Annotated in this window: 22 protein-coding genes; 12 read left to right on the top strand and 10 right to left on the bottom strand. The window is 61.8% G+C overall.

Annotated elements, in window-relative coordinates; genetic code table 11:
* The first annotated feature begins 253 nt into the window (after nt 1–253).
* On the top strand, nt 254–1,651 hold the full coding sequence (locus tag DFP86_RS11585; RefSeq protein ID WP_243729370.1) for a hypothetical protein: 1,398 nt from the start codon (nt 254–256) through the stop codon (nt 1,649–1,651).
* Between the two features lie 62 nt (nt 1,652–1,713).
* Here DFP86_RS11585 and gabD read toward each other — a convergent pair whose 3' ends face one another.
* The 3 genes from gabD to DFP86_RS11570 all read right to left on the bottom strand — a co-directional run bounded on the left by gabD (nt 1,714) and on the right by DFP86_RS11570 (nt 5,920).
* The gene (gabD, locus tag DFP86_RS11580) at nt 1,714–3,174 is read right to left on the bottom strand and encodes an NADP-dependent succinate-semialdehyde dehydrogenase (protein WP_208108312.1); all 1,461 of its coding nucleotides are present in this window, start codon (nt 3,172–3,174) and stop codon (nt 1,714–1,716) included.
* Nucleotides 3,175–3,186: 12 nt separating this feature from the next.
* Nucleotides 3,187–4,446 carry a 4-aminobutyrate--2-oxoglutarate transaminase gene (gabT, locus tag DFP86_RS11575; RefSeq protein WP_133681343.1) on the bottom strand — a complete coding sequence of 420 codons (1,260 nt, stop codon included), beginning with the start codon at nt 4,444–4,446 and terminating at the stop codon, nt 3,187–3,189.
* 142 nt (nt 4,447–4,588) lie between these two features.
* The gene (locus tag DFP86_RS11570; RefSeq protein WP_133681369.1) at nt 4,589–5,920 is read right to left on the bottom strand and encodes a TolC family outer membrane protein; all 1,332 of its coding nucleotides are present in this window, start codon (nt 5,918–5,920) and stop codon (nt 4,589–4,591) included.
* Nucleotides 5,921–6,118: 198 nt separating this feature from the next.
* Here DFP86_RS11570 and argB point away from each other — a divergent pair, with 198 nt between their 5' ends.
* Both argB and DFP86_RS11560 read left to right on the top strand, forming a co-directional pair.
* On the top strand, nt 6,119–6,943 hold the full coding sequence (gene argB / locus DFP86_RS11565; protein WP_133681367.1) for an acetylglutamate kinase: 825 nt from the start codon (nt 6,119–6,121) through the stop codon (nt 6,941–6,943).
* 80 nt (nt 6,944–7,023) lie between these two features.
* Nucleotides 7,024–7,458, top strand: a complete 435-nt coding sequence (locus DFP86_RS11560) for a CBS domain-containing protein (protein WP_133681341.1) — start codon at nt 7,024–7,026, stop codon at nt 7,456–7,458.
* Nucleotides 7,459–7,465: 7 nt separating this feature from the next.
* Here DFP86_RS11560 and DFP86_RS11555 read toward each other — a convergent pair whose 3' ends face one another.
* Entirely contained in the window at nt 7,466–8,266 is an 801-nt protein-coding gene (locus DFP86_RS11555; protein ID WP_133681339.1) for an IclR family transcriptional regulator, read from the bottom strand.
* An 89-nt stretch (nt 8,267–8,355) separates the two neighbouring features.
* Between DFP86_RS11555 and DFP86_RS11550 the strand changes: the two genes are divergently transcribed.
* From DFP86_RS11550 to ylqF, 6 genes are all read left to right on the top strand, one after another.
* Nucleotides 8,356–9,543 (top strand): acyl-CoA dehydrogenase, encoded by a 1,188-nt coding sequence (locus tag DFP86_RS11550; RefSeq protein ID WP_133681337.1) that lies wholly within the window; start codon nt 8,356–8,358, stop codon nt 9,541–9,543.
* A 16-nt stretch (nt 9,544–9,559) separates the two neighbouring features.
* Nucleotides 9,560–10,753 (top strand): CaiB/BaiF CoA transferase family protein, encoded by a 1,194-nt coding sequence (locus DFP86_RS11545; protein ID WP_133681334.1) that lies wholly within the window; start codon nt 9,560–9,562, stop codon nt 10,751–10,753.
* 161 nt (nt 10,754–10,914) lie between these two features.
* Nucleotides 10,915–12,537 carry an electron transfer flavoprotein-ubiquinone oxidoreductase gene (locus tag DFP86_RS11540; RefSeq protein WP_133681365.1) on the top strand — a complete coding sequence of 541 codons (1,623 nt, stop codon included), beginning with the start codon at nt 10,915–10,917 and terminating at the stop codon, nt 12,535–12,537.
* Between the two features lie 326 nt (nt 12,538–12,863).
* Nucleotides 12,864–13,499, top strand: coding sequence for a hypothetical protein (locus tag DFP86_RS11535; RefSeq protein WP_133681332.1), 636 nt, complete (start codon nt 12,864–12,866; stop codon nt 13,497–13,499).
* A gap of 295 nt (nt 13,500–13,794) precedes the next feature.
* A complete protein-coding gene (locus DFP86_RS11530; RefSeq protein WP_133681330.1) occupies nt 13,795–14,007 on the top strand; it encodes a DUF3820 family protein in 213 nt (70 codons plus the stop codon).
* Between the two features lie 2 nt (nt 14,008–14,009).
* On the top strand, nt 14,010–14,942 hold the full coding sequence (gene ylqF / locus DFP86_RS11525; RefSeq protein WP_133681328.1) for a ribosome biogenesis GTPase YlqF: 933 nt from the start codon (nt 14,010–14,012) through the stop codon (nt 14,940–14,942).
* A 19-nt stretch (nt 14,943–14,961) separates the two neighbouring features.
* On the opposite strand, the gene ruvX is transcribed toward ylqF, so the two are convergent.
* Nucleotides 14,962–15,390 carry a Holliday junction resolvase RuvX gene (gene ruvX, locus DFP86_RS11520; protein WP_133681326.1) on the bottom strand — a complete coding sequence of 143 codons (429 nt, stop codon included), beginning with the start codon at nt 15,388–15,390 and terminating at the stop codon, nt 14,962–14,964.
* Nucleotides 15,383–15,943, bottom strand: coding sequence for a YqgE/AlgH family protein (locus DFP86_RS11515; RefSeq protein WP_133681324.1), 561 nt, complete (start codon nt 15,941–15,943; stop codon nt 15,383–15,385). Before DFP86_RS11515 ends, ruvX begins: the two co-directional genes overlap by 8 nt.
* Nucleotides 15,944–16,074: 131 nt before the next feature.
* Between DFP86_RS11515 and smc the strand changes: the two genes are divergently transcribed.
* From smc to DFP86_RS11500, 3 genes are read left to right on the top strand one after another with little or no spacing between them, the layout of a single operon-like run.
* Complete coding sequence (smc, locus tag DFP86_RS11510; RefSeq protein ID WP_133681322.1) at nt 16,075–19,566, top strand: chromosome segregation protein SMC; 3,492 nt, start codon at nt 16,075–16,077, stop codon at nt 19,564–19,566.
* A 55-nt stretch (nt 19,567–19,621) separates the two neighbouring features.
* Entirely contained in the window at nt 19,622–21,001 is a 1,380-nt protein-coding gene (locus DFP86_RS11505) for an MFS transporter (protein ID WP_133681320.1), read from the top strand.
* A gap of 5 nt (nt 21,002–21,006) precedes the next feature.
* Nucleotides 21,007–21,675, top strand: coding sequence for an energy transducer TonB (locus tag DFP86_RS11500; RefSeq protein WP_133681318.1), 669 nt, complete (start codon nt 21,007–21,009; stop codon nt 21,673–21,675).
* Here DFP86_RS11500 and DFP86_RS11495 read toward each other — a convergent pair.
* From DFP86_RS11495 to DFP86_RS11480, 4 genes are read right to left on the bottom strand one after another with little or no spacing between them, the layout of a single operon-like run.
* The gene (locus DFP86_RS11495; protein WP_133681316.1) at nt 21,669–22,235 is read right to left on the bottom strand and encodes a YceI family protein; all 567 of its coding nucleotides are present in this window, start codon (nt 22,233–22,235) and stop codon (nt 21,669–21,671) included. The two genes, DFP86_RS11500 and DFP86_RS11495, sit on opposite strands and share 7 nt — an antisense overlap.
* A gap of 24 nt (nt 22,236–22,259) precedes the next feature.
* Complete coding sequence (locus tag DFP86_RS11490) at nt 22,260–22,805, bottom strand: YceI family protein (protein ID WP_133681314.1); 546 nt, start codon at nt 22,803–22,805, stop codon at nt 22,260–22,262.
* A 2-nt stretch (nt 22,806–22,807) separates the two neighbouring features.
* Nucleotides 22,808–23,368 (bottom strand): cytochrome b, encoded by a 561-nt coding sequence (locus DFP86_RS11485; RefSeq protein ID WP_133681311.1) that lies wholly within the window; start codon nt 23,366–23,368, stop codon nt 22,808–22,810.
* Complete coding sequence (locus DFP86_RS11480; RefSeq protein WP_133681309.1) at nt 23,355–23,822, bottom strand: MarR family winged helix-turn-helix transcriptional regulator; 468 nt, start codon at nt 23,820–23,822, stop codon at nt 23,355–23,357. The genes DFP86_RS11485 and DFP86_RS11480 overlap by 14 nt, the downstream gene beginning before the upstream one ends.
* Between the last annotated feature and the right edge of the window lie 107 nt (nt 23,823–23,929).

Below are 23,929 nucleotides of genomic sequence, written 5' to 3'. Positions count from 1 at the left end.
CAGGACCGTGAAACGCCTTAGCGCCGATGATAGTGCGGCATTCGCCGTGTGAAAGTAGGACACTGCCAGACGCCTCTTGAGAAAAGCCCAGACCACAAGGTCTGGGCTTTTTGCTTTTACGGGCTCAGCCGGCAATCGCATGGGTGGGTCACTCTTACCAGGCAAATCAGGCTACAATTCATGGTTAGCCAGTATCGAATGTGACGAAATGATGAAGCAGTACCCCCACAATGCCCGTGTCAAGGGTTCCGCCTTGCTCCCAAATCGATTCATTTTTGGCGACGCCATCGATGAGCAAGGCCTTGAGCCTTGCGAATACGTGGTTCACACCGAATCGCCCGCTTTCATATGTCGCCTGGTCGGCAATGATGAAACGCCGTTCGATGGCGACGACCAGGAGGCCTTTGCCAGCGCCGTGTTGTTCGACGAGGCTGACAACGTGTCGATCTATGTCTGCAACCAGGGCTTCCGGTTGTTTGATTTTTCTTTCCGCGATCTCGTGCCGACGGCCGGCGAATTGCAAGGGATTTGCGATGACGCGATGCGGATCTACCTGCAACTGCAGGAAATCTATCGCGAACGCGATGCCGATCTGCCTGCACGGGAGATGCGTGTATTCCCGATCAAACCGCTGCCACCGGGCGAGCGCGCAGCAGCGGTGGCAAATCTAAAGTCACTGGCGCAGGAAGCTTGCGAGCGCCCGGTCAGCAAGCTGCAGCTGACTGGCCTGGTTCAGCAGACCATGGCCGGAGGCGATCAGGCGGTCTTGACCGAAGCGCAGCTGGGCTTGCTGTCGATGCCGCCGGCGCGGGAGCTGTTGCTGGCTACGGCGCGGAACTGCATCGCTTTTCCGGAGGTGGTACGCAAGGATGGTTCGATCCTGTCGTTCGAGCTGTGGGCAATGCCATTCGCCTTCTCGCGTGCTCAGGGTGGGGCATGGTGGCATTTCCCGATGATGGAGCGCGCCGAGCCGGTATTGGCCGATGCGCTCGAACTGCCCCCCAAGGCGACGCTGTGGATGTCGCCCACTGCATTCACAATCGAAATGCTCAACGAACGTGCCTGCCAGGACTTGGTGCATCTAGCGCCGGTGATGGATCTGGGCTGCGACTACGCGCCGGTGAACCCGGAAGATGCTCGCGCGACCTACGAGGCTGCGCGGCAGACGAAGGATCCGCGGCTGATGCTGGCCTTCATTCCGTTTCTGGTCGAACGCGGCACCTTGTCGCAGGAACAGGCCCGTCGTCATGCCCGTAAGGCATTGGATGCCGTGATGCCATTTGTTCAGGATGCGGTCGGTGCAGAAATGGAGTACGGCGAGGCCGAACTATTTGCGCCGCTGCCTTGGTGGGAAGCCCTGGCGGGCGGTGTCGGCGGCATCAACCGCAAGCACTTGTCGCTGACGTTGGCATTGGCGGTGGCGCATGGCGGCCGCGTGTCCGAATTGCGGGCTGAGGCGGAATATCAGCCCGAACACCAGGCCTACGAGGTCTTGCTGTACCGCATCGGACGCGACGAGGCTGTTGCGCGGCTACCTTGGCTGCTGGTGCCGGATGTCGCGCCGGATCGCGCGCGTGCCTGGGGGGATCTGTCTCATTGCCTAGCGGAGGCGGGCATCCCATTGGCGGAACGGTTATCGCGATTGCATTGAGCACTGGGGTCTTCCTCAGCAATAAAAAAACCGGCTAGCGCCGGTTTTTTTATTGCTCGAAGTTAGCGGTCAATACCACCCAGGCACAGATATTTGATTTCCAGATAGTCTTCGATGCCGTATTTCGAGCCTTCTCGTCCCAAGCCGGACTGTTTGACGCCGCCAAACGGTGCCGTTTCGTTCGACAGGATACCGGTATTGACCGCTACCATGCCGTATTCGAGCCCTTCAGCGACACGGAAGATCCGGCCCAGATCGCGAGCATAGAAATAACTCGCTAGGCCGAACTCGGTGTCGTTCGCCAATTGCAATGCCTCCTCTTCCGTTTTGAAGCGGAAGATCGGTGCCAGCGGACCAAACGTTTCTTCGCGCGCGACCTTCATGTCGCGCGTTACACCCGTCACGACCGTGGGCTGGAAGAAACTGCCGCCCAATGCGTGGCGCTGACCGCCAAGGCGCAGCTTGCCCCCTTTGCCGACCGCATCGGCGATGTGCTCTTCGACCTTTCGTACGGCATTCTCGTCGATCAGCGGGCCTTGGGTGATCCCGTTTTCCAGCCCATTGCCAATATTCAGTTTGCCGACGGCGGCGATAAATTTCTCCACGAAGGCATCGTGTACGCTGTCTTGCACATAAATGCGGTTGGCGCAGACGCAGGTCTGGCCGGCATTGCGGTATTTGGAGATCATTGCGCCTTCGACGGCGGCATCCAGATCGGCATCGTCGAAAACGATGAACGGCGCATTGCCGCCAAGCTCCATCGAGACTTTCTTGACGGTGCCCGCGCATTGAGCGATCAGTTGGCGGCCGACTTCGGTCGAACCGGTAAAGCTGAATTTGCGTACGGCGTCTGCGCCGGTCAATACCGCGCCGATCTCGCTTGAGGAGCCGGTCAGAACCGAGAACACCCCCGGCGGTACGCCGGCGCGTTCGGCCAGCACGGCGATGGCCAGTGCCGACAACGGTGTCTGGCTTGCCGGGCGCACGACCATCGGGCACCCGGCGGCAAGGGCCGGAGCCGCCTTGCGGGTGATCATGGCATTGGGGAAATTCCACGGTGTAATGGCGGCGGTGACGCCGATCGGTTCCTTCAACACCAAGATGCGCTTGTCGCCCTGGCTGGTCGGGACGGTATCGCCGTACACGCGCTTGGCCTCTTCGGCGTACCACTCGATATACGAGGCGCCATAGGCGATCTCGCCCTTGGCCTCGGACAGCGGCTTACCTTGCTCGGCGGTCAGGATGATGGCCAGATCCTCCTGGTTGGCCATCATCAGGTCATACCAGCGGCGCAGAATAGCGGCGCGCTCCTTTGCGGTTTTCTTTTTCCATAGGGGGAGTGCGCGCTCGGCGGCCGCCACCGCGCGCTCGGCCTCTTGCCGGCCCATTTTCGGCACGGAGGCGATTCGTTCGCCGCTGGCCGGGTTGGTCACCTCGATGGTGGCGCCGTGGTCGGCATCCTGCCATTCGCCATTGATGTAGCACTGCTGGCGCAGTAGGGTCGGATCTTTCAAATTCAGCATGCGGAGCTCCTCTTAGGCCTTCAGTGCTTGTTCCAAGATATCCAGGGCTTCGTCGAACACGGCGTCTTCGACGGTCAGCGGGAACAGGAAGCGCACGACATTGGCGTAGGTGCCGCAGGTCAGCAGGATCAGACCGCGCGCTAGCGCTTCGGCCTGCACTTTCTTGGTGAAATCGACATCCGGCTCGTGTGTGCCGGGTTTCATGAATTCGACGGCCACCATGCTGCCCAATCCGCGCACGTCGGCAATCTGCGGTACGCTGTGCTTCAGCCCGCGCAGTTTTTCCTGCAGCAGCGCGCCAAGCTGAGCCGAGCGGGTCAGCAAATCCTCTTCCTCGATGACCTCCAGCACGGCCTCTGCCGCGGCCAATGCCAGCGGATTGCCGGCGTACGTGCCGCCTAAGCCGCCCGGCGCCGGGGCATCCATCAATTCGGCGCGCCCGACCACGGCCGATAGTGGAAAACCGCCGGCCAGGCTCTTGGCCAGCGTTGTCAGATCCGCCGCCGCGGCGTAGTGCGACATGGCGAACAATTTGCCGGTGCGGGCAAAGCCAGCTTGCACTTCGTCGGCGATCAGCAAAATGCCGTGTTGATCGCACAGTGCACGCAGCCGCTGCACGAAATCGGTCGGTGCCGGATAGAATCCGCCTTCTCCTTGCACCGGTTCGAAGATGATGGCCGCCACGCGGCTCGGGTCGACATCGTACTTGAATAGCTTTTCCACCCCGGCTAGTGCGTCGTCGACACTCACGCCGTGTAGTGCATTGGGGTAGGGGGCGTGATAGATGTCGGATGGGAAGGGGCCGAAGCCGACCTTGTACGGTACGACCTTACCGGTCAGGGCCATGCCCAGCAGCGTGCGGCCGTGGAAGGCGCCGCCGAAGGCGATGACCGCCGGCCGGCCGGTGGCGGCGCGAGCGATTTTGATGGCGTTTTCGACGGCTTCCGCACCCGTGGTGAAGAACGCAGTTTTCTTCGCACCCGCACCCGGGGCGCGCTGGTTGATCTTTTCGGCTAGCGAGATGTAAGACTCGTAGGGCACCACTTGATAGCAGGTATGACTGAATTGCTGTAGTTGCGCACTGACCGCCGCTTGAACTTTCGGGTGTAGATGACCGGTGTTCAATACACCGATCCCGCCGGCAAAATCGATATAGCGCTTGCCGTCGGTGGTCCACAACTCGGCGTTTTTGGCGCGTTCGACGAAGAAATCGCACATGACCCCGACGCCGCGCGGGGTGGCTTGTGCTTTGCGCTTCAGCAAATCCGACATCTGGTTCTCCTCTGTAGGCTGTGCCCTGTAATAGATTATCTGATTCTAATAACGCGTTTAGCAAAAAGCTACAGAGAGGTGAATAAATTAAACACTTGTTGCGTGCCATGCACATGCTGCATGGCAATAGCATCAAAAGAGTTTAGTGTCGGATGGCGCGGTTGACGCGAGCCAGGGTTTGCTCGTCCAGTTGGCCGGCCGCCTGGGCGAGCTGTAACTGGGCATTGAGGAAGCGATAGCGGGCGGCGGCCAGGTCTTTGAGCACGTCGCTGTATTCTTGCTGCGCCTTGAGCAAGTCGAGATTGGTGCGGATGCCGACTTCACGGCCGAGCTGTGTGGAGTCGAGTTTGCTTTTGGCCGAGGTCAGCCGTTGCCCTTGGGCTCGCACCGAGGCGGCACCGTTGGTGACGCCAAGCCAGGCGCGGCGTACGTCTTCACGCACTTGGCGCTGCGTGTCCAACAGCTGGTCGCGGGCACTGTCAAGCTGGGCGGCCGCTTCGCGCACCTGGGCATTGATGCCGCCGCCGGCGAACAGCGGCACCGTGACGCTGACGCCGATGGTGCTGCCGCGAGTGCGCGCCTGCCCGATGACCGTGCTGGCAGGGTCGTTGGTGGTGTTGTCCTGATAGCTGGCGGTGAGCTGTACCACCGGCAGGTGTCCGCTGCGCTTTTCCGCCAGGTTTTGCTCGGCCTGCGCCACGGCTTGCTCCTTGGCGCGGATCTTCAAGCTGTTGCGCTGCGCTTGTTCGAGCCAGTTGTCCAGATTGTCGGGCGAAGGACGATCGAGCGGAAAAACGCTGACCAGCGGCTGCAGCGCCAGCGGCGACAACCCGGTCAGGCGCGCAAGCGCATTGCGATTGAGTTCCAGGTCGCTTTGTGCCTGGATCTCATCTGCCACCGCACTGTCGTAGCCGGCCTGAGCCTCGTTGGTATTGGTGATGGTGGCCGTGCCGATCTCGAATTCCGTCTTGGCCTGGGCCAGTTGGCTGGCATAGGCTTTTTTGGCGATCTCGGTGGCGGCCAGGGTGTCTTGTGCTTGCAGCACATTGAAATAAGCCGCCGCCACATCGGCGATCAACTGCTGGCCGGCGCCGTCGAGCGTCGTGTCTGCCTGCGCCTGGCCGATACGGCCTTTGCGATACTGTGCCAGCCGCGCACCGTCGAACAACGGCTGGGTCAGATTGACGCCGAAGCCGTGGGTTTCGCCGCCGGGATCGCTGCCGCTGCCACTTGCCGCCGCCTGGTTGATCGGATGGTTCTGGCTATAGGTGCCGGTCAGATTGACCTGTGGCAGTAATTGCGCGCGGCCCAAGGCGCCTTGTTCCTGCCCCGCGCGGTAATCGGATCTGGCCGCGGCATAGCCGGCGTCGTATTGACGGGCGGCTTGCCAGGCCTCCATCAGGTCGAAGGAAAACGCGGGGGCGGCAAGGCTGGCGGCCATCAGGCTCAGCGTCAGAGCGGCGGGGGATTTCATCACGGACAACATCCTGGGCGGAACATGGTTGGTAAGGGTAACGTATCAATCTTTAGCCAAGCTCAGGATTGTACCTTTAACGCGCGACTGTGCGCCCCATAACGCGGCCCATGCCGTTAGAATAGAGGGCAAGAGAATATCAAGGGGATTGGCGTGACACTGACTGTAGAGAACAAGGCCCGGGTGCTTGCCGAGGCGATGCCATTCATTCGCCGGCTGGCCGGTAAGACCATCGTGGTCAAGTACGGCGGCAACGCCATGACCGACGATGTCCTCAAGGCGGATTTCGCGCGCGATGTGGTCTTGCTGCGCCAACTTGGTCTGAATCCCGTGGTGGTTCATGGCGGCGGGCCGCAAATCAACGACATGCTGGCGCGCGTCGGCAAACAAGGCCAGTTCGTGCAGGGGATGCGCGTGACCGACGCCGAGACCATGGCCATCGTCGAGATGGTGCTCGGCGGACAGGTCAACAAAGAAATCGTCTCGCTGATCAATTTGCATGGCGGCCAGGCCGTCGGTTTGACCGGCAAGGATGGGCATGCCATCCGCGCGCGTCGGCTCTCGATGCAGGACGAGCAGGGGCGGCCGGTCGACATCGGGCAGGTGGGCGAGGTTGCCGACATAGAGCCAGCGCTGATCGAATGTCTGACGCGGGGTGGCTACATCCCGGTGATTGCGCCGATCGGCGTCGGGGAGCATGGCGAGGCTTACAACATCAACGCCGATCTGGTTGCGGGCTGCCTGGCGCAGACGCTCTGCGCGGAAAAGTTGATGTTGTTGACCAATACGCCCGGCGTGTTGGATCAGCGCGGTGAGCTGCTGACCGCGCTATCCGGTTCGGCCATCCAGGCGCTCATGGCGGACGGCACGCTGTACGGCGGCATGATCCCCAAGGTTCAATCGGCGCTGGAGGCCGCACAAAACGGCGTCGGCGCCGTGCATATCATCGATGGGCGCGTGCCGCATGCATTGCTGTTGGAGCTGCTGACCGACAGCCATTGCGGCACCATGATTCACGCTTAGGGAACCATAGATGACATCCGTTCTCATTGATCTATAGTGATGACACAGCCCGTGACATCACAAAGACAATGGGAGAAGGCATGCATACGGTTCGACAGCTACTTAACGAAAAATCGCATCGTTCGCTGATTACGGTCAGTCCCGATTCGACGGTATACCAGGCTCTGCAGGTGATGGCGGAGCAGGATGTCGGCGCGGTGCTGGTGATGGAAATGGGCGATGTGCTAGGTATTTTCTCCGAGCGCGATTACGCCCGGCGCATCGTGCTGCAAGGCCGAACCTCGGTCACGACGCCGGTGCGCGACATCATGACCAGCCGGGTGGTTTACGTGAAGCCCGAGAACACGCTGCAGGAGTGCATGGCACTGATGACCGAGCGCCATATCCGTCACCTGCCGGTGATGGAGGACGACCTGGTCATTGGCATGTTATCGATCGGCGACCTGGTGCGCGCCACCATCGCCGAACAGCAGTTCTTCATCGATCAATTGGTTCGCTACATTCAGAACGCCTGAGAGGCGTTCAGCCGCGCGGCATGATCTGGTCGCGCAGTGCCAACAGGGCCGGACCGATACGTCCGGCCATTTCTTTTTCATCGAAGGCGAAGGCCGGGCCGCTGGCGTTCAGGCACATGGCACCTTGACCTGCTGTCAAGGGCGGTAATGCCACGCCTACCGCCATGACATCCGGCTCGAACTCGCCGAACGAAGTGCAGAAGCCATAACGGCGATATTCGTCGCAGGCGGCTGCCAAACGGGCTTCGTGCGTTGGCCACCCTTCGCCGTAGCGTGCCTTTAGTAGCGACCGTAGGGCTTGTTGTTCGGCCGGCGGCAGTCCGGCATAGCAGGCCCGGCCGATGGCGGTGGTGGCCAACGGCACGCGCGAGCCGACGCTCAGCTGCACCGAGACGCGAGCCTGGCTGCGGCAGGTTTCCAGATAGACGATGTCGGTGCCGTCGAGCAGACCCAGGCTGGCGGAGATGGTGTGTTCGAGCGAAAAGGCGCGCATGAGCGGTGCAGCGACGCGGCGCATGTCGAAGCTGCCGAGCATGCCGCCGGCGAGCGACAGTGCGGCGAGCCCGGGGCGGTAGCCGCCGGTTTCCGCATCTTGTGCCAGATAGCCAAGCCGTGTCAGGGTGTAACTCAAGCGCGACACCGTCGATTTCGGTAGACCGGTGCGCGCTGCCAACTGTTGGTTGGACAGTGCGCCTTCGCCGGGGCGGAAAGCGGCCAGAACTTGCAGGCCACGCGCCAGTGCGGTGACGAAGTGGCGATCCTGCGCTGGTTCGAAGTCGACATTGTCGGCAAGCGATTGATTTGTCATCAAGTACTTTACAAGTAGGGTGTTGGGTTGCTAGGCTTGTTTTGCATAGTAAAACATAATTCTGCAGTGCAGAACAGAGGAGAAAACAGATGGCCCAATCCACCCAGCGCCCGGCCTTTGCGTGGGACGATGCTCTGCTGTTGAACGAACAGTTAACCGATGACGAGCGTATGGCGCGCGATACCGCCCGCGATTACTGCCAGGAGCAGCTCATGCCGCGCGTGTTGAGCGCTAACCGCGAAGAGCGTTTCGACCGCGAGATCATGTCGGAAATGGGGGAGCTTGGCCTGCTCGGTTGCACTATCGACGGTTATGGTTGTGCTGGGTTGTCGCATGTCGCCTACGGCCTGGTGGCGCGCGAGGTTGAACGAGTCGATTCCGGCTACCGCTCGGCGATGAGCGTGCAGTCTTCGTTGGTGATGCACCCAATCTGGGCTTACGGCACGGCGGAGCAAAAAGAAAAATACCTGCCGCGCTTGGCGAGCGGCGAACTGGTCGGTTGTTTCGGCTTGACCGAACCGGATGCCGGCTCCGATCCGGGGAGCATGAAAACCCGAGCTCGCAAGGTCGACGGCGGCTATGTCCTCAAGGGCAGCAAGATGTGGATTACCAACAGCCCGATCGCCGATCTGTGCGTGGTGTGGGCCAAGGACGACGAGGGCGAGATCCGCGGTTTTCTGCTGGAGCGCGGGCTCAAGGGGCTGTCGATGCCCAAGATCCACGGCAAATTCAGCCTGCGGGCGTCGATTACCGGCGAAATCGTGATGGACGACGTATTGGTCGCCGACGATGCGCTACTGCCTGGCGTCAAGGGACTGAAAGGGCCGTTCGGCTGCTTGAACAAAGCGCGCTTCGGTATTGCCTGGGGCAGCATGGGCGCGGCCGAGTTCTGTTGGCATGCCGCGCGGCAGTACACCTTGGATCGGCAGCAGTTCGGTCGTCCGCTGGCCGCTACCCAACTGGTGCAACTCAAACTCGCCAATATGCAGACCGAGATCTCGCTGGGGCTGCAGGCCGCGCTGCGCGTCGGCCGTTTATTGGACGAGGGGCGTGCCAGTCCGGAAATGATCTCGCTGATCAAGCGCAACAACTGCGGCAAGGCGCTGGAGATTGCGCGAGTGGCGCGCGACATGCACGGCGGCAACGGTATCGCTGACGAATTCCACGTTATTCGCCATGTGATGAACTTGGAGGCGGTGAACACCTATGAAGGGACGCATGACGTGCACGCGTTGATTCTGGGGCGGGCCCAGACCGGCATCCAGGCCTTCGGCTAAGCGGAGGGATAAGATCATGGCCGGTGCATTGGAAGGCATTAAGGTGCTGGATTTGTCGCGCGTATTGGCTGGCCCTTGGGCTGGCCAACTGCTGGCGGATCTTGGCGCCGAGGTGATCAAATTGGAACGCCCGGGCAGCGGCGACGATACGCGTCAGTGGGCGCCGCCGGCATTGGCGGACGGCACCGCGGCGTATTTTCTCTGCACCAACCGCGGCAAGCGCTCGTTGACCGTCGATATCGCGACGCCAGCGGGACAGGAGATCGTGCGCCAACTGGTGCTTGAGGCGGATGTGCTGTTGGAGAACTACAAGGTCGGCGGTCTGGCCAAGTACGGCCTCGACTATGCGTCGCTGTCGGCCATCAATCCCCGGCTGGTGTATTGCTCGGTCACAGGCTTCGGCCAGGATGGGCCGTATAGCGAGTTGCCGGGTTACGACTATATCTTGCAAGGCATGTCCGGTTTGATGAGTATCACCGGCCCGACCGACGGCGAGCCGCATAAAGTCGGCGTGGCGGTGACCGACGTCTTTACCGGACTGTATGCCGCCAATGCCGTCATGGCGGCGCTGTTGGCGCGCGCACGCACCGGGCTTGGCCAGCATATCGACATGGCGCTGTTCGACTGCGCGGTGGCCATGCTGGCCAATGTCAACTCGAACTGGCTGGTCAGCGGCAAGGTACCGCCAAGGCTGGGCAATGCCCACGCCAACATCGTGCCCTACCAGGTGTTCGCTTGCGATGGCGGTGGCCACTTTATCCTGGCATGCGGCAATGATCGGCAATTCGCCGCATTGGTCGAATGTCTCGGCCATCCGGAGTGGGCAATCGACGAGCGTTTTGTCAGTAACCCCATGCGCGTTAAGCACCGCGAGACATTGATCCCATTGCTGGCTGCCGAATTTGCCCGCAAGCGTCGCGACGATTGGCTGGGCATCCTCGACCGCATCGGCGTGCCGAGCGGGCCGATCAATACCATCGATGAAGCTTTCGCCGATCCGCAGCTCAGACATCGTGGGCTGGAGATCCATATGGTCGACGATGCCGGTCTGGATGTGCCGATGGTGGGCTGCCCGATCAAGCTGTCCGAAACGCCTGTGTCCTATGCGCGCGTGCCGCCGAAACTCGGCGAACACACCGATGCCATCCTGGCCGAATTGGGCTACGACGCTGTTTCCATCGCACAACTTCGAGCGAGTGAAATCATTTAAACGTTTGTTTGATTTTTGACGAACTAGGTGGGTTCATAGCATGATTGGGGGCAGATAAGTCATAGGCTCCATGATCCCGTCATTTTTTGCCAAGACAAACAATGGGTGCGAAGGGGCCACAGAGTGCGATGCACAAAGGAGAAACGGTGGAACGCGAATCGATGCAATATGACGTGGTGATTGTCGGCGCAGGCCCCTCCGGTCTTGCCGCCGCCATCCGCCTCAAGCAGCTGGCCGCCCAGGCCGAACGCGAAATCAGCGTCTGCGTACTGGAGAAAGGCTCCGAAGTCGGCGCGCACATTATGTCTGGCGCCATCGTCGAACCGCGCGCACTCAACGAACTGATCCCCGACTGGAAAGAGAAGGGCGCGCCGCTGAATACGCCGGCGCGCGAAGACCGTTTTCTGCTGTTGACCCAGAACGAGTCGATCCAATTACCGACGCCGCCGCAAATGCATAACGATGGCAACTACATCGTCAGTCTGGGCAATTTCTGTCGTTGGCTGGGACAGCAGGCAGAAGCGCTGGGGGTGGAAATCTACCCGGGTTTTGCCGCCGCCGAGGTGCTGTATCACGATGACGGTTCGGTCAAGGGCGTCGCCACCGGAGACATGGGGATCGGCCGTGGCGGCGAGAAGACCGACGCCTGGCAACCTGGCATGGAACTATGGGCCAAACAGACCCTGTTCGCCGAAGGCTGTCGCGGTTCGCTGACCAAGACCCTGCTCGAACGTTTCAAGCTCAACGCCCACAGCGATCCGCAGACCTACGGTATCGGCATCAAGGAACTCTGGGAGGTGAAGCCTGCGCTGCATCAACCGGGCCAGATCACCCATACCATCGGTTGGCCGCTGGATCGCAGTACCTATGGCGGGTCGTTCCTGTATCACCTGGAAGACAACCTGGTGGCGGTGGGCTTTGTCATTGGGCTCGATTACGACAATCCCTACCTGTCGCCTTACGAGGAGTTTCAGCGCTTCAAGACCCACCCGGCCATCCGCGACGTGTTCGAGGGCGGCCGTCGTATCGCCTACGGTGCACGCGCGCTGTACGAAGGCGGCCTGCAGTCGCAGCCGAAGCTGATCTTCCCGGGCGGGGCACTGATCGGCGATACCGCGGGTTTCCTGAACGTGCCGAAAATCAAGGGCTCGCATGCGGCGATGAAGTCCGGCATGTTGGCTGCCGAAAGCGTCTTTGCCTTGTTGTCGCAAGCTGAGCCGGTAGAGGGCGCCGAGGCAGTCGGTTATGCGGCAGCGTACCGGAAAAGCTGGTTGTACGACGAGTTGTACCGTGTGCGCAATATTCGGCCGTCGTTCCGCTATGGCCTGTGGGCCGGCATGCTCTACTCCGCCATCGATACCTACCTGTTCCGCGGTCGAGCGCCGTGGACGCTGCATCACCGGCACAAGGACAGCGAGTGTCTGCGGCCGGCCGACGAGGTCGAACCGATCAATTATCCGAAACCGGACGGCGTGTTGACCTTCGACCGCTTGTCGTCGGTATTTCTGTCCAGCACCAACCACAGCGAAGATCAGCCGATCCACCTGCGGCTGAAAGATGCGTCGGTGCCCATCGACATCAATCTGGCGAAGTATGCCGCGCCGGAAACGCGTTACTGTCCGGCCGGGGTGTACGAGATCGTGCAGGAAAGCGGTAAGGCGCGGCTGCAAATCAACGCGCAGAACTGCGTGCACTGCAAAACCTGCGACATCAAGGATCCGACGCAGAACATCGTCTGGGCCGTGCCGGAAGGTGGCGGTGGGCCGAATTATCCGAACATGTAGCGACGGCAAGGATTGGGGGCCGAGCTGTTCGGCCCCTGACTTTAGACTTGACAGCCCCCCGCTGCGCGGGTCACGATACGCCTCATGATGACTTCGTCCTTTTCCTACAACAGCTATTGCTATTGGTACCGCAGCTCCGCGCGGCACCAAGGTACTAGTCTGTTTTGACGAAGCAGCGACAAAATACCGACAAATGCCGCCTGGACCTGGGCGGCATTTGTTTTTTCACACAGTGACGACACAGATGCTCTCCTGGGCCGGGGAGTCCGCTGAACGAGCTGAAGAACTCGTTCAAGGGCCCTGAACCGACAGAGGGGATCTTGACCATGGAAGAATGGATGGGCGACCGACAGGTCGCGATTGATTCGACGCTGACAGAGCGCCCGCAGGCGCTCTGGTCGGTGGCGCTCGTGACCGACGTGCAGGCGTTGTCGGCCGCCTATCGCCCGTATGCCCAGGTGGCGCCGCAGATTGCGCGCTTGCGCCAGACCGAGGCCGGCCATGTGGTCATGGAGTCGGCGCTGCCGGAAATCCGCTGCTTGGCCATGTTGTTGGCCGCCGGGCGGCTTGACGAACACTGTCCCCGTTCCCCCAATCATTTTGCCGACGATGCCGATTGGCTGGCCGCGCGCGCGTTCCTGCTCGGCGTGACGCATGTCGAGGTCACACTCGGACAGTTGGCAGTATTGGAGCAAGCCAATCAACGCTTGCTCCGCTTGGGGCGCCGCATGTCGCAGGATCGATGTGTGCTGCAACCGGTGTTGCGTGCCAGTGGCTCCGTGCCGTCTCAGCCCATGGTGCTGCGAGCTTGGGGGGCATTGCCGCCGGCCGGGGAATTGTCGGCCTTGTCGGCGTCCGATGCCGGTACGCAGTTGTCGCGGATACTGCGCCAACGCTGCCGGGTACGGCTGGCCGGTCTGATGGCGGCATTGAGCGCTGGCAATAAAAATGGGGCATCCTGACGGGATGCCCCCAGCGGCTCTGCGCGAACCGTCAATCCGGGCAACTTGCCCATGCTGCCAACAACCTGAATGCATGCCGGAGAGGGATCAACCGGGTTCAAGATGGTGACTGGCCCCATGCTAGCCGGCTGCGAGCGTCTTGTCCGCGCAAACCCCCGCTTCGCTTGAGCCATGTCAAACGCATGATGGGGCTAGAGGCTGATGACTATCCAACAAACAGCTGTAAATAAAGCGTTTTCATGGCCATGACGCGCCAACTTTGGCACAATGCGCATCCTTGCCGAGATTCTTCACCATGCAGACCGAAGACCTGATGCTGCTCGTCACCCGCCAGATGCCCTACGGTAAATACAAAGGGCGGCTGATTGCCGACTTGCCGCTCCACTATTTGTCGTGGTTTGACCGCCAAGGCTTCCCGCAAGGGGAGATCGGCAGACTATTGGCCTTGGCTTTCGAGCTGCAGCACAATGGATTGATGTCACTTTTGGACCCTCTTAGAAAGCGTTAAGCATGGCAATTCAATGGTTTCCCGGTCACATGAACAAGGCGAAGAAGGCCATCGCCGAGCGTGTGCCCGATATCGATGTTGTGATCGAAATGCTTGATGCACGACTGCCGGCCTCCAGCGCCAACCCGATGCTGGCGCAGCTGACGCGCGGCAAGCGCGCCTTGAAGATTCTCAATAAGCAGGATCTGGCCGACCCCCAAGTGACGCGTCTGTGGCTGGACCATTACAACGCGCAGCCGAATACCCGCGCGCTGGCGCTCGATGCCGGCGATCGTGCACCGACCCAGAAACTGATTACTGCCTGCCGCGATCTGGTGCCGGCTCGAGGTGGGCTCGATAAACCGCTGCGCGTGTTGATCTGCGGTATTCCCAATGTCGGCAAGTCGACCCTGATCAACACCATGACCGGCCGCCGAGCCGCCAAGACCGGCAATGAACCGGGTATTACCAAGGCGCAGCAGCGCATTCTGTTGGCCGACGATTTCGAACTATTCGACACGCCGGGCATGCTGTGGCCGAAAATCCTGGTGGAAGAGGGCGGCTACAACCTGGCGGCCAGCGGTGCCATCGGCCGCAATGCCATGGACGAGGAAGATGTCAGCCTGATGTTGCTGAACTATCTGATGCGACGTTATGCCGACGCGCTGTGTCAGCGCTACAAGCTCGCCAGCATCGAGGGTCTGCAGGACATCGATGTGCTGGAGGCCATCGGTCGCAAGCGCGGGGCGATGCTCCCCGGCGGCCGGGTCAATATCCAGAAGGCCGCCGAAGTGGTGTTAACCGATTTTCGCGCTGGCGCCACCGGGCGCATGACGCTCGAGCGGCCGGAAGAGTGGACGGAATGGCTGAAAACCGCGCGCGAGCGCGAAGCGCGACGCCAGGCCGAGCGCGAGGCGCGCGAAAAGGAAAAGCAAGGGAAAAAAACGGCCGAGTGAGGGATTGGGGCCAGGAGGGTCAGACCGACTCGCCGGACATGTCGAACCAGGTCTGCAGGATCGCCTGGGCGGCCACCTGATCCAGCACCGGCTTCTGCTTGCGCCCTTTGAGACCAGCCTCGCTGAGCAGCGACTCGGCCAACAACGAGGTGTGGCGTTCGTCCACCAGCCATACCGGCAGCGCGAACCGACCCTTGAGCCGGTTGGCGAAGCGGCGCGACAGGCGGGTCATTTCGTGCTCGGTGCCGTCTGCATGGGTGGGCAGGCCGACAACCAGCGACTGCGGCCGCCATTCGTCGATCAGCGCCGCAATGCGCGTAAAGCGTTCGTCGGTGATTTCGCTATCGATGGTGCACAGCGGATGCGCGATGCCGACCAGCGATTCGCCCACGGCGACGCCGATGCGGCGCTCGCCGAAGTCGAAGGCCAATGCACAACCCTCAGGCATGACCGATGTCCCCGGAAAGCAGGGACGGATCGAAGCCCAAAAGCGCCATGGCCGCGTCATAGCGTTCCTCGGCCGGCAGGTCGAACATGATGGCCGGGTCGCTCTCGACGGTCAGCCAGGCATTGCTGGCGATTTCCTCTTCCAACTGGCCGCTCGACCAGCCGGCATAACCCAGGGTGATCAGGATACGCTCAGGCCCCTTGTGCTCGGATACCGCGATCAGCACGTCCTTGGAGGTGGTGAGCATGATGTCGTCGGTGACGCGCAGGCTGGACTGCCAGTCGCTGATCGGGCTGTGCAGCACGAAGCCGCGGTCGGGCTGAACCGGGCCGCCGAACAGCACCGAGGCGCCGGAGAGCGGGCCGGGCTCCATCGGCAGGTCGATCTGGTCGAACAGTTGAGCCATCGCAATGCCGGAAGGCTTGTTGACGATCAGCCCCATGGCACCGTGTTCGCCGTGTTCGCACAGGTAAACCAGTGCGCGGGCGAAAAGCGGGTCGGCCATGTTGGGCATGGCAATGAGAAACTGGTCTGCGAGCGATAACGGTTTCATTTTTGCATTATGGCACAGGCTGTGCGCAAAGGCGTTTACAACGCCCAGGCGGCGGGGCGGAATCGAACGCCACACGTCGCGACCAGCCTTGTTAAACTAACGGTTTCGAGCGTCTCGCGAGCGAGGGTGTCGTGCGGTTAACGCATATAAAGCTATCTGGATTCAAGTCGTTTGTCGATCCTACTGCCATTCCTGTCCCCGGGCAGTTGGTGGCGGTCATCGGCCCGAACGGCTGCGGCAAATCCAACGTGATCGATGCCGTGCGTTGGGTGCTGGGCGAGTCCTCGGCCAAGCAGTTGCGCGGCGAGTCGATGCAGGACGTCATCTTCAATGGTTCCACTACGCGCAAACCCGTTTCGCGCGCCTCGGTCGAGCTGGTGTTCGACAACGGGGACGGCCAGCTTGCCGGACCCTGGGGGCAATATGCCGAAGTCGCCATCAAGCGCGTGCTCACACGCCAGGGCGAATCCAGTTACCTGATCAACAACCAAGTCGTGCGGCGCCGGGACATCACCGATCTGTTCCTCGGCACCGGCGTCGGCGCGCGTGGTTACGCGGTGATCGAGCAAGGCATGATCTCGCGCATCATCGAAGCGCGGCCCGAGGAATTGCGGGTCTACCTGGAAGAAGCCGCCGGCGTATCGCGTTATAAGGATCGGCGGCGCGAAACCGAAAACCGCCTGGCCGACACCCGCGACAATCTGTTGCGGGTCGACGATCTGCGGCAGGAACTGGCGCGTCAGGTCGACCGGCTGACCGAACAGGCTGCGGTGGCGGCGCAATACCATGACCTACGCGCGGCGTTGACCCACAAACAAAATCTGCTGGCGCTGGCGCGGCGCGAAGAGGCCGCCCGCGACGAAGCCGCCGCCCGTGTCGAGTTGGCGCGACTGGAGAGCGAGGAGGCGCGATTGACGCAGGCGCTGTCGTCGTTGGACGCCGAACTGGAGACTGTTCGCGACGGCCACTTCACGGCGGGGGATCGCGTGCAGGCGGCGCAACAGCAAGTGTTCGACGCCAACGCCCAACTGGCGCGTCTGGAAGAGCAGCAGCGGCATCGCCAGGAGACGCGCGCGCGCATCGAACGCGATCTTGTGCAGGCGCGCAACGACCGCGCGGGGCTTGCCGCCGAGCAGTCCGGCATTGCCGAAGAGCGCGACGAATGGCGGCAACAGTGCGAAGAGCTGCATCTGCAGTTGGAAGAGGCCATGTTGCGTCATGAGGACGATAGCGGCCGACTGCCGGACGTCGAGACGGCGCATGCCGAGCAAGAAACTCGACAAAACCGCTTGAGCGAACAATACGGCGAGCGTGTGCGCCAGCGCGACTTGGCCAGTCAGCGCGTCCAGCATCTGCAAGCCGCGCGGCAGCAGGCCGGTGCTCGGCTCGAGGCGTTACGCCAGGAACAGACTGCGCTCAATCTACCTAGCCCAGAAGCGCTGGGCGAAGCGGCCAAGGGGGTCGACGATGCGCGCGTCGCGTTGGAGGCGGTGCGGCAGCGCGTGGTGGCCGACGAAGCCAAACTCGCCGATTTGACCCGCGAGCGCGAAAAGCTCGATGAAACCCTTAATCGCTTACGCGGCGAGATGGCGCGTGCCGAGGCCGAAGTTTCGGCATTGTCGGCGCTGCTGTCGCGCGAGCGGGATGCCGGCGCACTGGCCGACTGGTTGGCGCAGCATGGTTTGCAGGACGCGCCGGCCCTGTGGCAGACGCTGCAGGTCGAGTCGAACTGGCGCGTGGCGCTTGAAGCGGTGTTGGCGGAACGACTGACGGCGCGCGCGGGTGTGCTGCCGGCGCAAGCGCCGCCGCCGCCGGCGCCGCTGGCGCTGGTCGAGGCGACGGCTGGCGGCAGCGCTGCCGGCCGCACCGATTTGCCGTCGTTACGCGACCAGGTACGAGCGCCGGCACCGTTCGACGCTGCGCTCGACGATTGGCTGGCCGGCGTCTATTTGGCCGATACGTTGACAGCGGCTCAGTCTCGTCGCGGGCAACTTGGCGTCGGCGAATGGCTGGTCACACCCGAGGGGCACCGCCTAGGCCGGCACAGTGTGCAATTCCACGGGGAGGCGAGCGAGAACGGGTTGATGGCGCAAAAAGCCCGACTCGATCAAGCCGCGGCGCGAGCGGCCGAATTGGCCCCGGCGTTGGCGGCGGCGCAAAGCCAGCGCGAGCGCGTAGCCGGCCAGATGGGCATGTTGGCCGAGGCCGTACGCGGTCAGAAAGGCGCCGTCACCCGGCTCGACGGCGAACTGAACGCCGCGACTGTCGCCCATGTGCGGCTCGATCAGGCGGCGCGCCAGGGCAGTACGCGGCGCGATGCCATCCTGAGCGAAAGCGCGACGTTGCGCGAAGAGTTGGAAATGGCTCAGGAGCAGATCTTCGAAGCGGGCCAAGTCATCGAAACGGTGGCCATCGAGCTCGAAACGTTGGAGGAACAGATCAGCGAGGTGCGCGCGGCACGCAGCCAGGCGCAGAGCACCTTGGCCGAAGAGCGCGAACGAGCGCGGCAAGCCGAACGCCAGATACACGATATCCGTCTGCGCTTGCAGGCCGCCGAGCAGAAGGTGGCCGAACTCGCCCGGCGCGATGAAGCGCGCGACGAACGCGATGCCTTGCTGGCCGAGCGCTTGGCCGGTCTGGCGGAAGAGGCCATCGCGCTGGAAGAGGACGATATGCAGGAGGCGCTGCAGACCTTGTTGGCTGCGCGCGAGTTGGCCGAGGGCGAACTGGCCGCGGCGCGCGACCTGCTCAATGGGCTGGCCGAGCGCATGCGCGCGCTCTCGACCCAGCAACACGATATCAATCTGTCGCTGCCCGCGCTGCGCGAAGCGCGCCAGAACGCGCTGCTGGCGCATCAGGAGGCGCGCATCGCCATGGAGCGCTATGCCGAAGAGTTGCGTGCGGCCGAGGCGGACGAAGCGGCGTTATTGGCGGATCTGGGCGCCGGCGTCAAGCCGGGTGCGTTGGCGAACGAAATCGCGCGGCTGGCACGAGCGGTCGAGGGCTTGGGCGCCGTCAACCTGGCGGCGTTGGAAGAGCTTGAGCAGGCGCGGGTACGGGGCGAATATCTTGGCGCGCAGGGCGACGACCTGCAGCAAGCCATCGCCACGTTGGAGGCCGCCATTCAGAAGATCGACGGCGAGTCGCGTGCGATTCTGCAAACCACTTTCGATGCGGTCAACACCAAGATGAGCGAGTTCTTCCCGACGCTGTTCGGCGGCGGTCGTGCCGAACTGATGTTGACCGGCGAAGATCTGCTCGATGCCGGCGTGCAGATCATAGCCCAGCCGCCAGGCAAGAAGAACAGTACGATCCATCTGCTTTCCGGCGGCGAGAAAGCACTGACCGCCATGAGTCTGGTTTTCTCGTTGTTTAGCCTGAATCCTGCACCGTTCTGCCTGCTCGACGAAGTCGATGCGCCGTTGGACGACGCCAATACCAGCCGGTTCTGCGATCTGGTGAAGCAAATGGCCGAACGAACTCAGTTCCTCTATATTTCGCATAACCGCCTGACCATGGAAATGGCCGAGCAGCTGGTGGGCGTCACCATGCAGGAAAAGGGCGTCAGCCGGGTGGTGGCGGTGGATATTGTCGAAGCGCTGCAAATGCGCGAGACCGCCTGATGTCGCCGATGGGATCGGGTACAATGCTCGCTTTTAGGCTTATGGACGATCTGGAATGACCATACGCATCAAGCGTTGGGAACCGGAAAACATGTTTTTCTGGCTGACGCACGGTCGACGCATCGCCAACCGCAACCTGATTTTGTCCACTTGCGCGCTGCATCTCAACTTCAATATCTGGATGATGTGGAGCATGGTGGTGGTCAATTTGCCCGCCGTCGGTTTTCTGCTCACTAGTCAGCAACAGTTTTTGCTGGTGTCGATCCCCGGCCTGGTCGGCGCCTTGATGCGCATCGCCTATTCCTGGGCCTGGAGCTGGGTCGGCGGCGGTACTTGGATGGCGCTGTCCACGCTGTTCCTGCTGCTCCCCGCGTTGGGGGTGGCGCATGTGGTGCAGGATATCGCCACGCCGTTCCCTGTCTTGCTGTTCATCGCCGCCTGCTGCGGCATCGGTGGCGGGGCCTCGGCCTCGCATCTGCCCAACATCAGCTTCTTCTTTCCCAAGGCAGCCAAGGGCTTTGCCATGGGCATCAATGCCGGTCTGGGCAACTTGGGCGTATCGGTGTCGCAGCTGGTGATCGCGCTGCTGATCTCGGTCAATCTGTTCGGTTGGTCCGGCGGCGAGCCGCAGATCTGGGGGCAGGGCGGCGATGTCCACGCCGTGTGGCTGCAAAATGCCGGCTACTGCTGGACACCCTTCATCGCCCTCATGGCGCTGATCTGTCTGCTCTACGCTCACGACATGCCGCGCCTGCGCCTGACCCCGTTCGATCAGCTTACGGCGATGAAACATCGGCACACCTGGACGATTTGCCTGTTGTATTTAAGCAGCTACGGCACGTTCCTCGGTCTGTCGGCGGCGTTTCCGCTGTTGTCGCATGCGTTGTTTCCACTGCATAACGCCATGGGCTACGCCTTTATCGGCCCCATGCTATGCGCGCTGGTGCGCCCGTTCGGCGGCTGGCTCGGCGATCACCTCGGCGGCGGCATCACCACGATGATCAGCAATGTGCTGATGGCCGTCGGCACGGCGGGGGTGTTGGCGAGCATGCCGGGAGAGGCGGGGGGCGGCTCGTTTTGGTTGTTCCTGGGCATGGTGCAACTGATCTTCGCCGCCGCGGGCATCGGCAACGGTTCCTCCTATCAGTTGGCCCCCAAGGTCTTCATGCATGAGGCCCTGCAGCAGGCGGCCGAACGCGGCGAGACCGAGGCGGAAGCTTATGCGCGCGGCGGTCGAAACGGCGCGCTGGCCATGAATATCAGCTCGGTCGGCGCGGCTTTCGGCGGGTTTTTTATCCCCAAATCGTTCGGCAACTCGCTGACCTGGTTCAACAGTTTCGTGCCGGCCTTCGCGCTGTTCTTTCTGTTCTATGTTCTCTCCACGCTGATTGCCTGGTTGTGTTACACCCGGCGTAGCGCCGCCATGCGTTGCTAAGCGGTATGAAGTCCGCGCGTACGCTGATCCTGGCCCTTGTTCTGTCGCTGCTGGCGCATTGGGTATTGCTAAGCGTGTTGTCCGCGCCGCATTCGAGCGAACCGCCGGTGCTGCAGGTGGTGCTGACCACCGCAGTGGGTACCGGTCAGCCACCAGGTAGCGGCGCTCGGTCGGCGCCGAGCGTCGCGGCACGGACGGCTAAGCCGCGGATTGCGGCGATCTCGCCCCCCAGCGCGGATGCCGCTAAGTCGGCGGTGCCGACGACTGCCCCGTCTGTCGCTCCCTCTCTCTCCCCGGCTGTCGCCACGCCCGCCGTATCGCCCGCGACGGGGAGCGCCGCGACCAACGTCCCTCTACCGGTCGGCGCCGGCGGTCAAACGAACGGCAAAGCGAGCGCGATCAGCCCGGCGCGTTACTTGGGCGATGCACAGCATCCACCTTATCCGGAACGGGCGCGGGAGCGGGGCGTGGAAGGACGGGTCGAGGCGATGGTGACCGTCGCGGTGGACGGCCGGGTGCAGGAGGTGGCTTTGCTGCACTCCAGCGGTTTCGATGAACTGGATCAGGCCGCGCTCGACCTGTTGCGCAAGGGGCCTTACACGCCGGCGCAGCGCGCCGGCGTGGCGGTGGCGTCAAGGCTCAGAATGGCTGTGCCGTTCCGACTTGCTCACTGACCGATGGCTTCGATCGTCAGGTTCAAGGTCACCTCGTCGGCGATGGCCGGCAGGAAGGCCATCATGCCGAAATCGCTGCGCTTGATCAGTGCCGTGGCGTTGGCGCCGTATTCTTCCTTGCCCAGCATCGGATTCTTACCGCCGCGGAAGTTGGTCACCGTCAGGGTGACCGGTTTGGTCACGCCCAAGAGCGTCAGGTCGCCCTGTACTTGTGTCAGCTTGTCGCCATCGAACACCAGCGAGCTGGCCTTATAGGTCATGGTCGGGAATTTGCCCACATTGAAGAACGTTTCGCTCTTCAGATGCTTGTCGCGCGCCGGCCAGAAAGTCTGTAGCGAGTTGGTGTCGACCGTGATGTCCACCGAGCCGGTATGTTTCGCCATATCCAGCACCACTGCGCCGCTTACTTTGGAGAAGGTGCCCGATTGATTGGAGAAGCCGAGGTGATTGATTTCATATCCGGCGAAGGTGTGGCTCGGATCCACGGTATAGGTGGCGGGTGCGGCGAAGGTGGCGGCACTCGCCATGGCCAGCGCGCTTGCGATCAACAGTTGTTTCATGCAGTTTCTCCTTGATTTTGGTGATTATTTGCTGCTCGGGTAGGCAATGTGGAATTTGATGAGCACGCTATCGGCCACCGTGTCGGTATCGGCCCACTCGCCTTCTCCCACTTTGTATGCAAGGCGCGACACTGGCAGCGTACCGTCGACGACCGATAATGCGCCCTGGCGACTCAGGGTAAATGGCGCCGAGACATCGCGGGTCGTGCCCTTGATGGTCAGTTTGCCGCTGAACTGAAAACGGTTGCCGCCAAGCGGTTTAATGCTGCTGGTGATCAGTTGTGCGGTCGGAAAGCGGGTGGCATTGAACCATGCCGGCTGTTTCGTCTGTGCGGTGGCATCCGCCGTCGGCAGACTGATGCTGGCGATCTGGATGGTCAGATTGGCCCGACCTTGGGCGGCATTGGCCGGATCCAGCGTCACGTCGCCGCCGATGCGCTTGAATTGTCCCTGCATGGGAATATCCATCTGCTTCAGGGTGAAATCGATACGGCTTTGGCCGCTGTCGATCGGCGCGGCCAAGAGCGGTGCGCTAGCGACCAGCAAGCAGGCTGCGAGGTAAGGCTTCATATTTATTTCTCCATGGATCGGGAACCACCGAGGCGCATGCGGTTGAGCATGCCGTCGTGGTCGAAAAAGTGGTGTTTCAGCGCGAAGAACGCATGACCGACGATCGTCAGCGCCAGTAGCAGGTTCAGGCCGCGGTGCAACCATCGGAGCTGTTCGGCGAGTGTCGGATCGCTGGCGATCCATTCCGGCAGATGCAATACGCCAAGGAACACCACCGGAATACCGTAGGCGGAGCTCATGGCCCAGCCGGACAAGGGCACCGCCAGCATCAAGACATACAAGGCCAGGTGACCGAGATGCGCCAGGCGCTGCTCGATCGGCGACATATGCGCGGGCAAGGGGGGAACGTGCGATGCGAGCCGGACGATGACGCGCAGCGCCAAGAGCAGCAAGACGGCGATGCCGGCCGATTTGTGGCCGAGGATGAGTTTTAGCCGCAACGGCGACAGTGGCAGGCTCCAGATCTTCAGGCCGACGGCAAAGGCCGTGACGATCAGAATGGCCATTAACCAATGTAGCAGCACCATCGGTGCGGCATAACGGGCATTATTAGCAGGTTTCATCGGGCACCTCTGCCATGGCGACCGTGAATGCGTCGCGCAATCGCTTCAGTTCGGTGGCGCAAAGGTCGTAGTCTTTGCTATCGAAGGCGGTGAATGCTTGGCGCATGTGCATCAGGTGGGCCGGAAAGGCCTCCTCGAACAGCGCTTCTCCGCGCGCGGTCAGTGCGACGAACACACTGCGACGGTCATGCTCCATCGTTGTGCGTTGCACGATGCCTTTATCGCACAGCCGGTCGACCACCCCGGTCAGTGTGCCTTTGGTGATCAAGGTCTTTTCCGAAAGTTCCTTGCAACTCATGCCACGGGTATTGCCCAGTGTGGCGACGACGTCGAACTGCGGCGGAGTCAGGCCCATCTGGCGCACGTGGAAGGCCGAGAATTGCTCGAAGGCCTGATAAGTTTGGGCCAGAAGTCGGATCACTGGTAAGAAGGGCTCGCGGGGCGATTGACTCATGAGGTCTCCATATTTTGTTTTGAGCGATGATAGTTCGTATTAGAACTAATTGCAAAATTCCCTCTGCATGAATATCTAGCACAAATAATGAGTAATGTATCGACTAG

The sequence above is a fragment of the Paludibacterium purpuratum genome (assembly GCF_004363805.1).
Taxonomy (GTDB): domain Bacteria; phylum Pseudomonadota; class Gammaproteobacteria; order Burkholderiales; family Chromobacteriaceae; genus Paludibacterium; species Paludibacterium purpuratum.
The sequence above is the reverse complement of the archived record's forward strand: the minus strand, read 5'-3'. Positions and strand labels throughout refer to the sequence as shown.

Excerpts from the sequence above, each read along its gene's own strand:
- gabD (WP_208108312.1), bottom strand. The coding sequence starts at position 3,174 with ATGCTGAATTTGAAAGATCCGACCCTACTGCGCCAGCAGTGCTACATC.
- gabT (WP_133681343.1), bottom strand. The coding sequence starts at position 4,446 with ATGTCGGATTTGCTGAAGCGCAAAGCACAAGCCACCCCGCGCGGCGTC.
- DFP86_RS11570 (WP_133681369.1), bottom strand. The coding sequence starts at position 5,920 with ATGAAATCCCCCGCCGCTCTGACGCTGAGCCTGATGGCCGCCAGCCTT.
- argB (WP_133681367.1), top strand. The coding sequence starts at position 6,119 with ATGCCATTCATTCGCCGGCTGGCCGGTAAGACCATCGTGGTCAAGTAC.
- DFP86_RS11560 (WP_133681341.1), top strand. The coding sequence starts at position 7,024 with ATGCATACGGTTCGACAGCTACTTAACGAAAAATCGCATCGTTCGCTG.
- DFP86_RS11555 (WP_133681339.1), bottom strand. The coding sequence starts at position 8,266 with ATGACAAATCAATCGCTTGCCGACAATGTCGACTTCGAACCAGCGCAG.
- DFP86_RS11550 (WP_133681337.1), top strand. The coding sequence starts at position 8,356 with ATGGCCCAATCCACCCAGCGCCCGGCCTTTGCGTGGGACGATGCTCTG.
- DFP86_RS11545 (WP_133681334.1), top strand. The coding sequence starts at position 9,560 with ATGGCCGGTGCATTGGAAGGCATTAAGGTGCTGGATTTGTCGCGCGTA.
- DFP86_RS11540 (WP_133681365.1), top strand. The coding sequence starts at position 10,915 with ATGCAATATGACGTGGTGATTGTCGGCGCAGGCCCCTCCGGTCTTGCC.
- DFP86_RS11535 (WP_133681332.1), top strand. The coding sequence starts at position 12,864 with ATGGAAGAATGGATGGGCGACCGACAGGTCGCGATTGATTCGACGCTG.
- DFP86_RS11530 (WP_133681330.1), top strand. The coding sequence starts at position 13,795 with ATGCAGACCGAAGACCTGATGCTGCTCGTCACCCGCCAGATGCCCTAC.
- ylqF (WP_133681328.1), top strand. The coding sequence starts at position 14,010 with ATGGCAATTCAATGGTTTCCCGGTCACATGAACAAGGCGAAGAAGGCC.
- ruvX (WP_133681326.1), bottom strand. The coding sequence starts at position 15,390 with ATGCCTGAGGGTTGTGCATTGGCCTTCGACTTCGGCGAGCGCCGCATC.
- DFP86_RS11515 (WP_133681324.1), bottom strand. The coding sequence starts at position 15,943 with ATGAAACCGTTATCGCTCGCAGACCAGTTTCTCATTGCCATGCCCAAC.
- DFP86_RS11505 (WP_133681320.1), top strand. The coding sequence starts at position 19,622 with ATGACCATACGCATCAAGCGTTGGGAACCGGAAAACATGTTTTTCTGG.
- DFP86_RS11500 (WP_133681318.1), top strand. The coding sequence starts at position 21,007 with ATGAAGTCCGCGCGTACGCTGATCCTGGCCCTTGTTCTGTCGCTGCTG.
- DFP86_RS11495 (WP_133681316.1), bottom strand. The coding sequence starts at position 22,235 with ATGAAACAACTGTTGATCGCAAGCGCGCTGGCCATGGCGAGTGCCGCC.
- DFP86_RS11490 (WP_133681314.1), bottom strand. The coding sequence starts at position 22,805 with ATGAAGCCTTACCTCGCAGCCTGCTTGCTGGTCGCTAGCGCACCGCTC.
- DFP86_RS11485 (WP_133681311.1), bottom strand. The coding sequence starts at position 23,368 with ATGAAACCTGCTAATAATGCCCGTTATGCCGCACCGATGGTGCTGCTA.
- DFP86_RS11480 (WP_133681309.1), bottom strand. The coding sequence starts at position 23,822 with ATGAGTCAATCGCCCCGCGAGCCCTTCTTACCAGTGATCCGACTTCTG.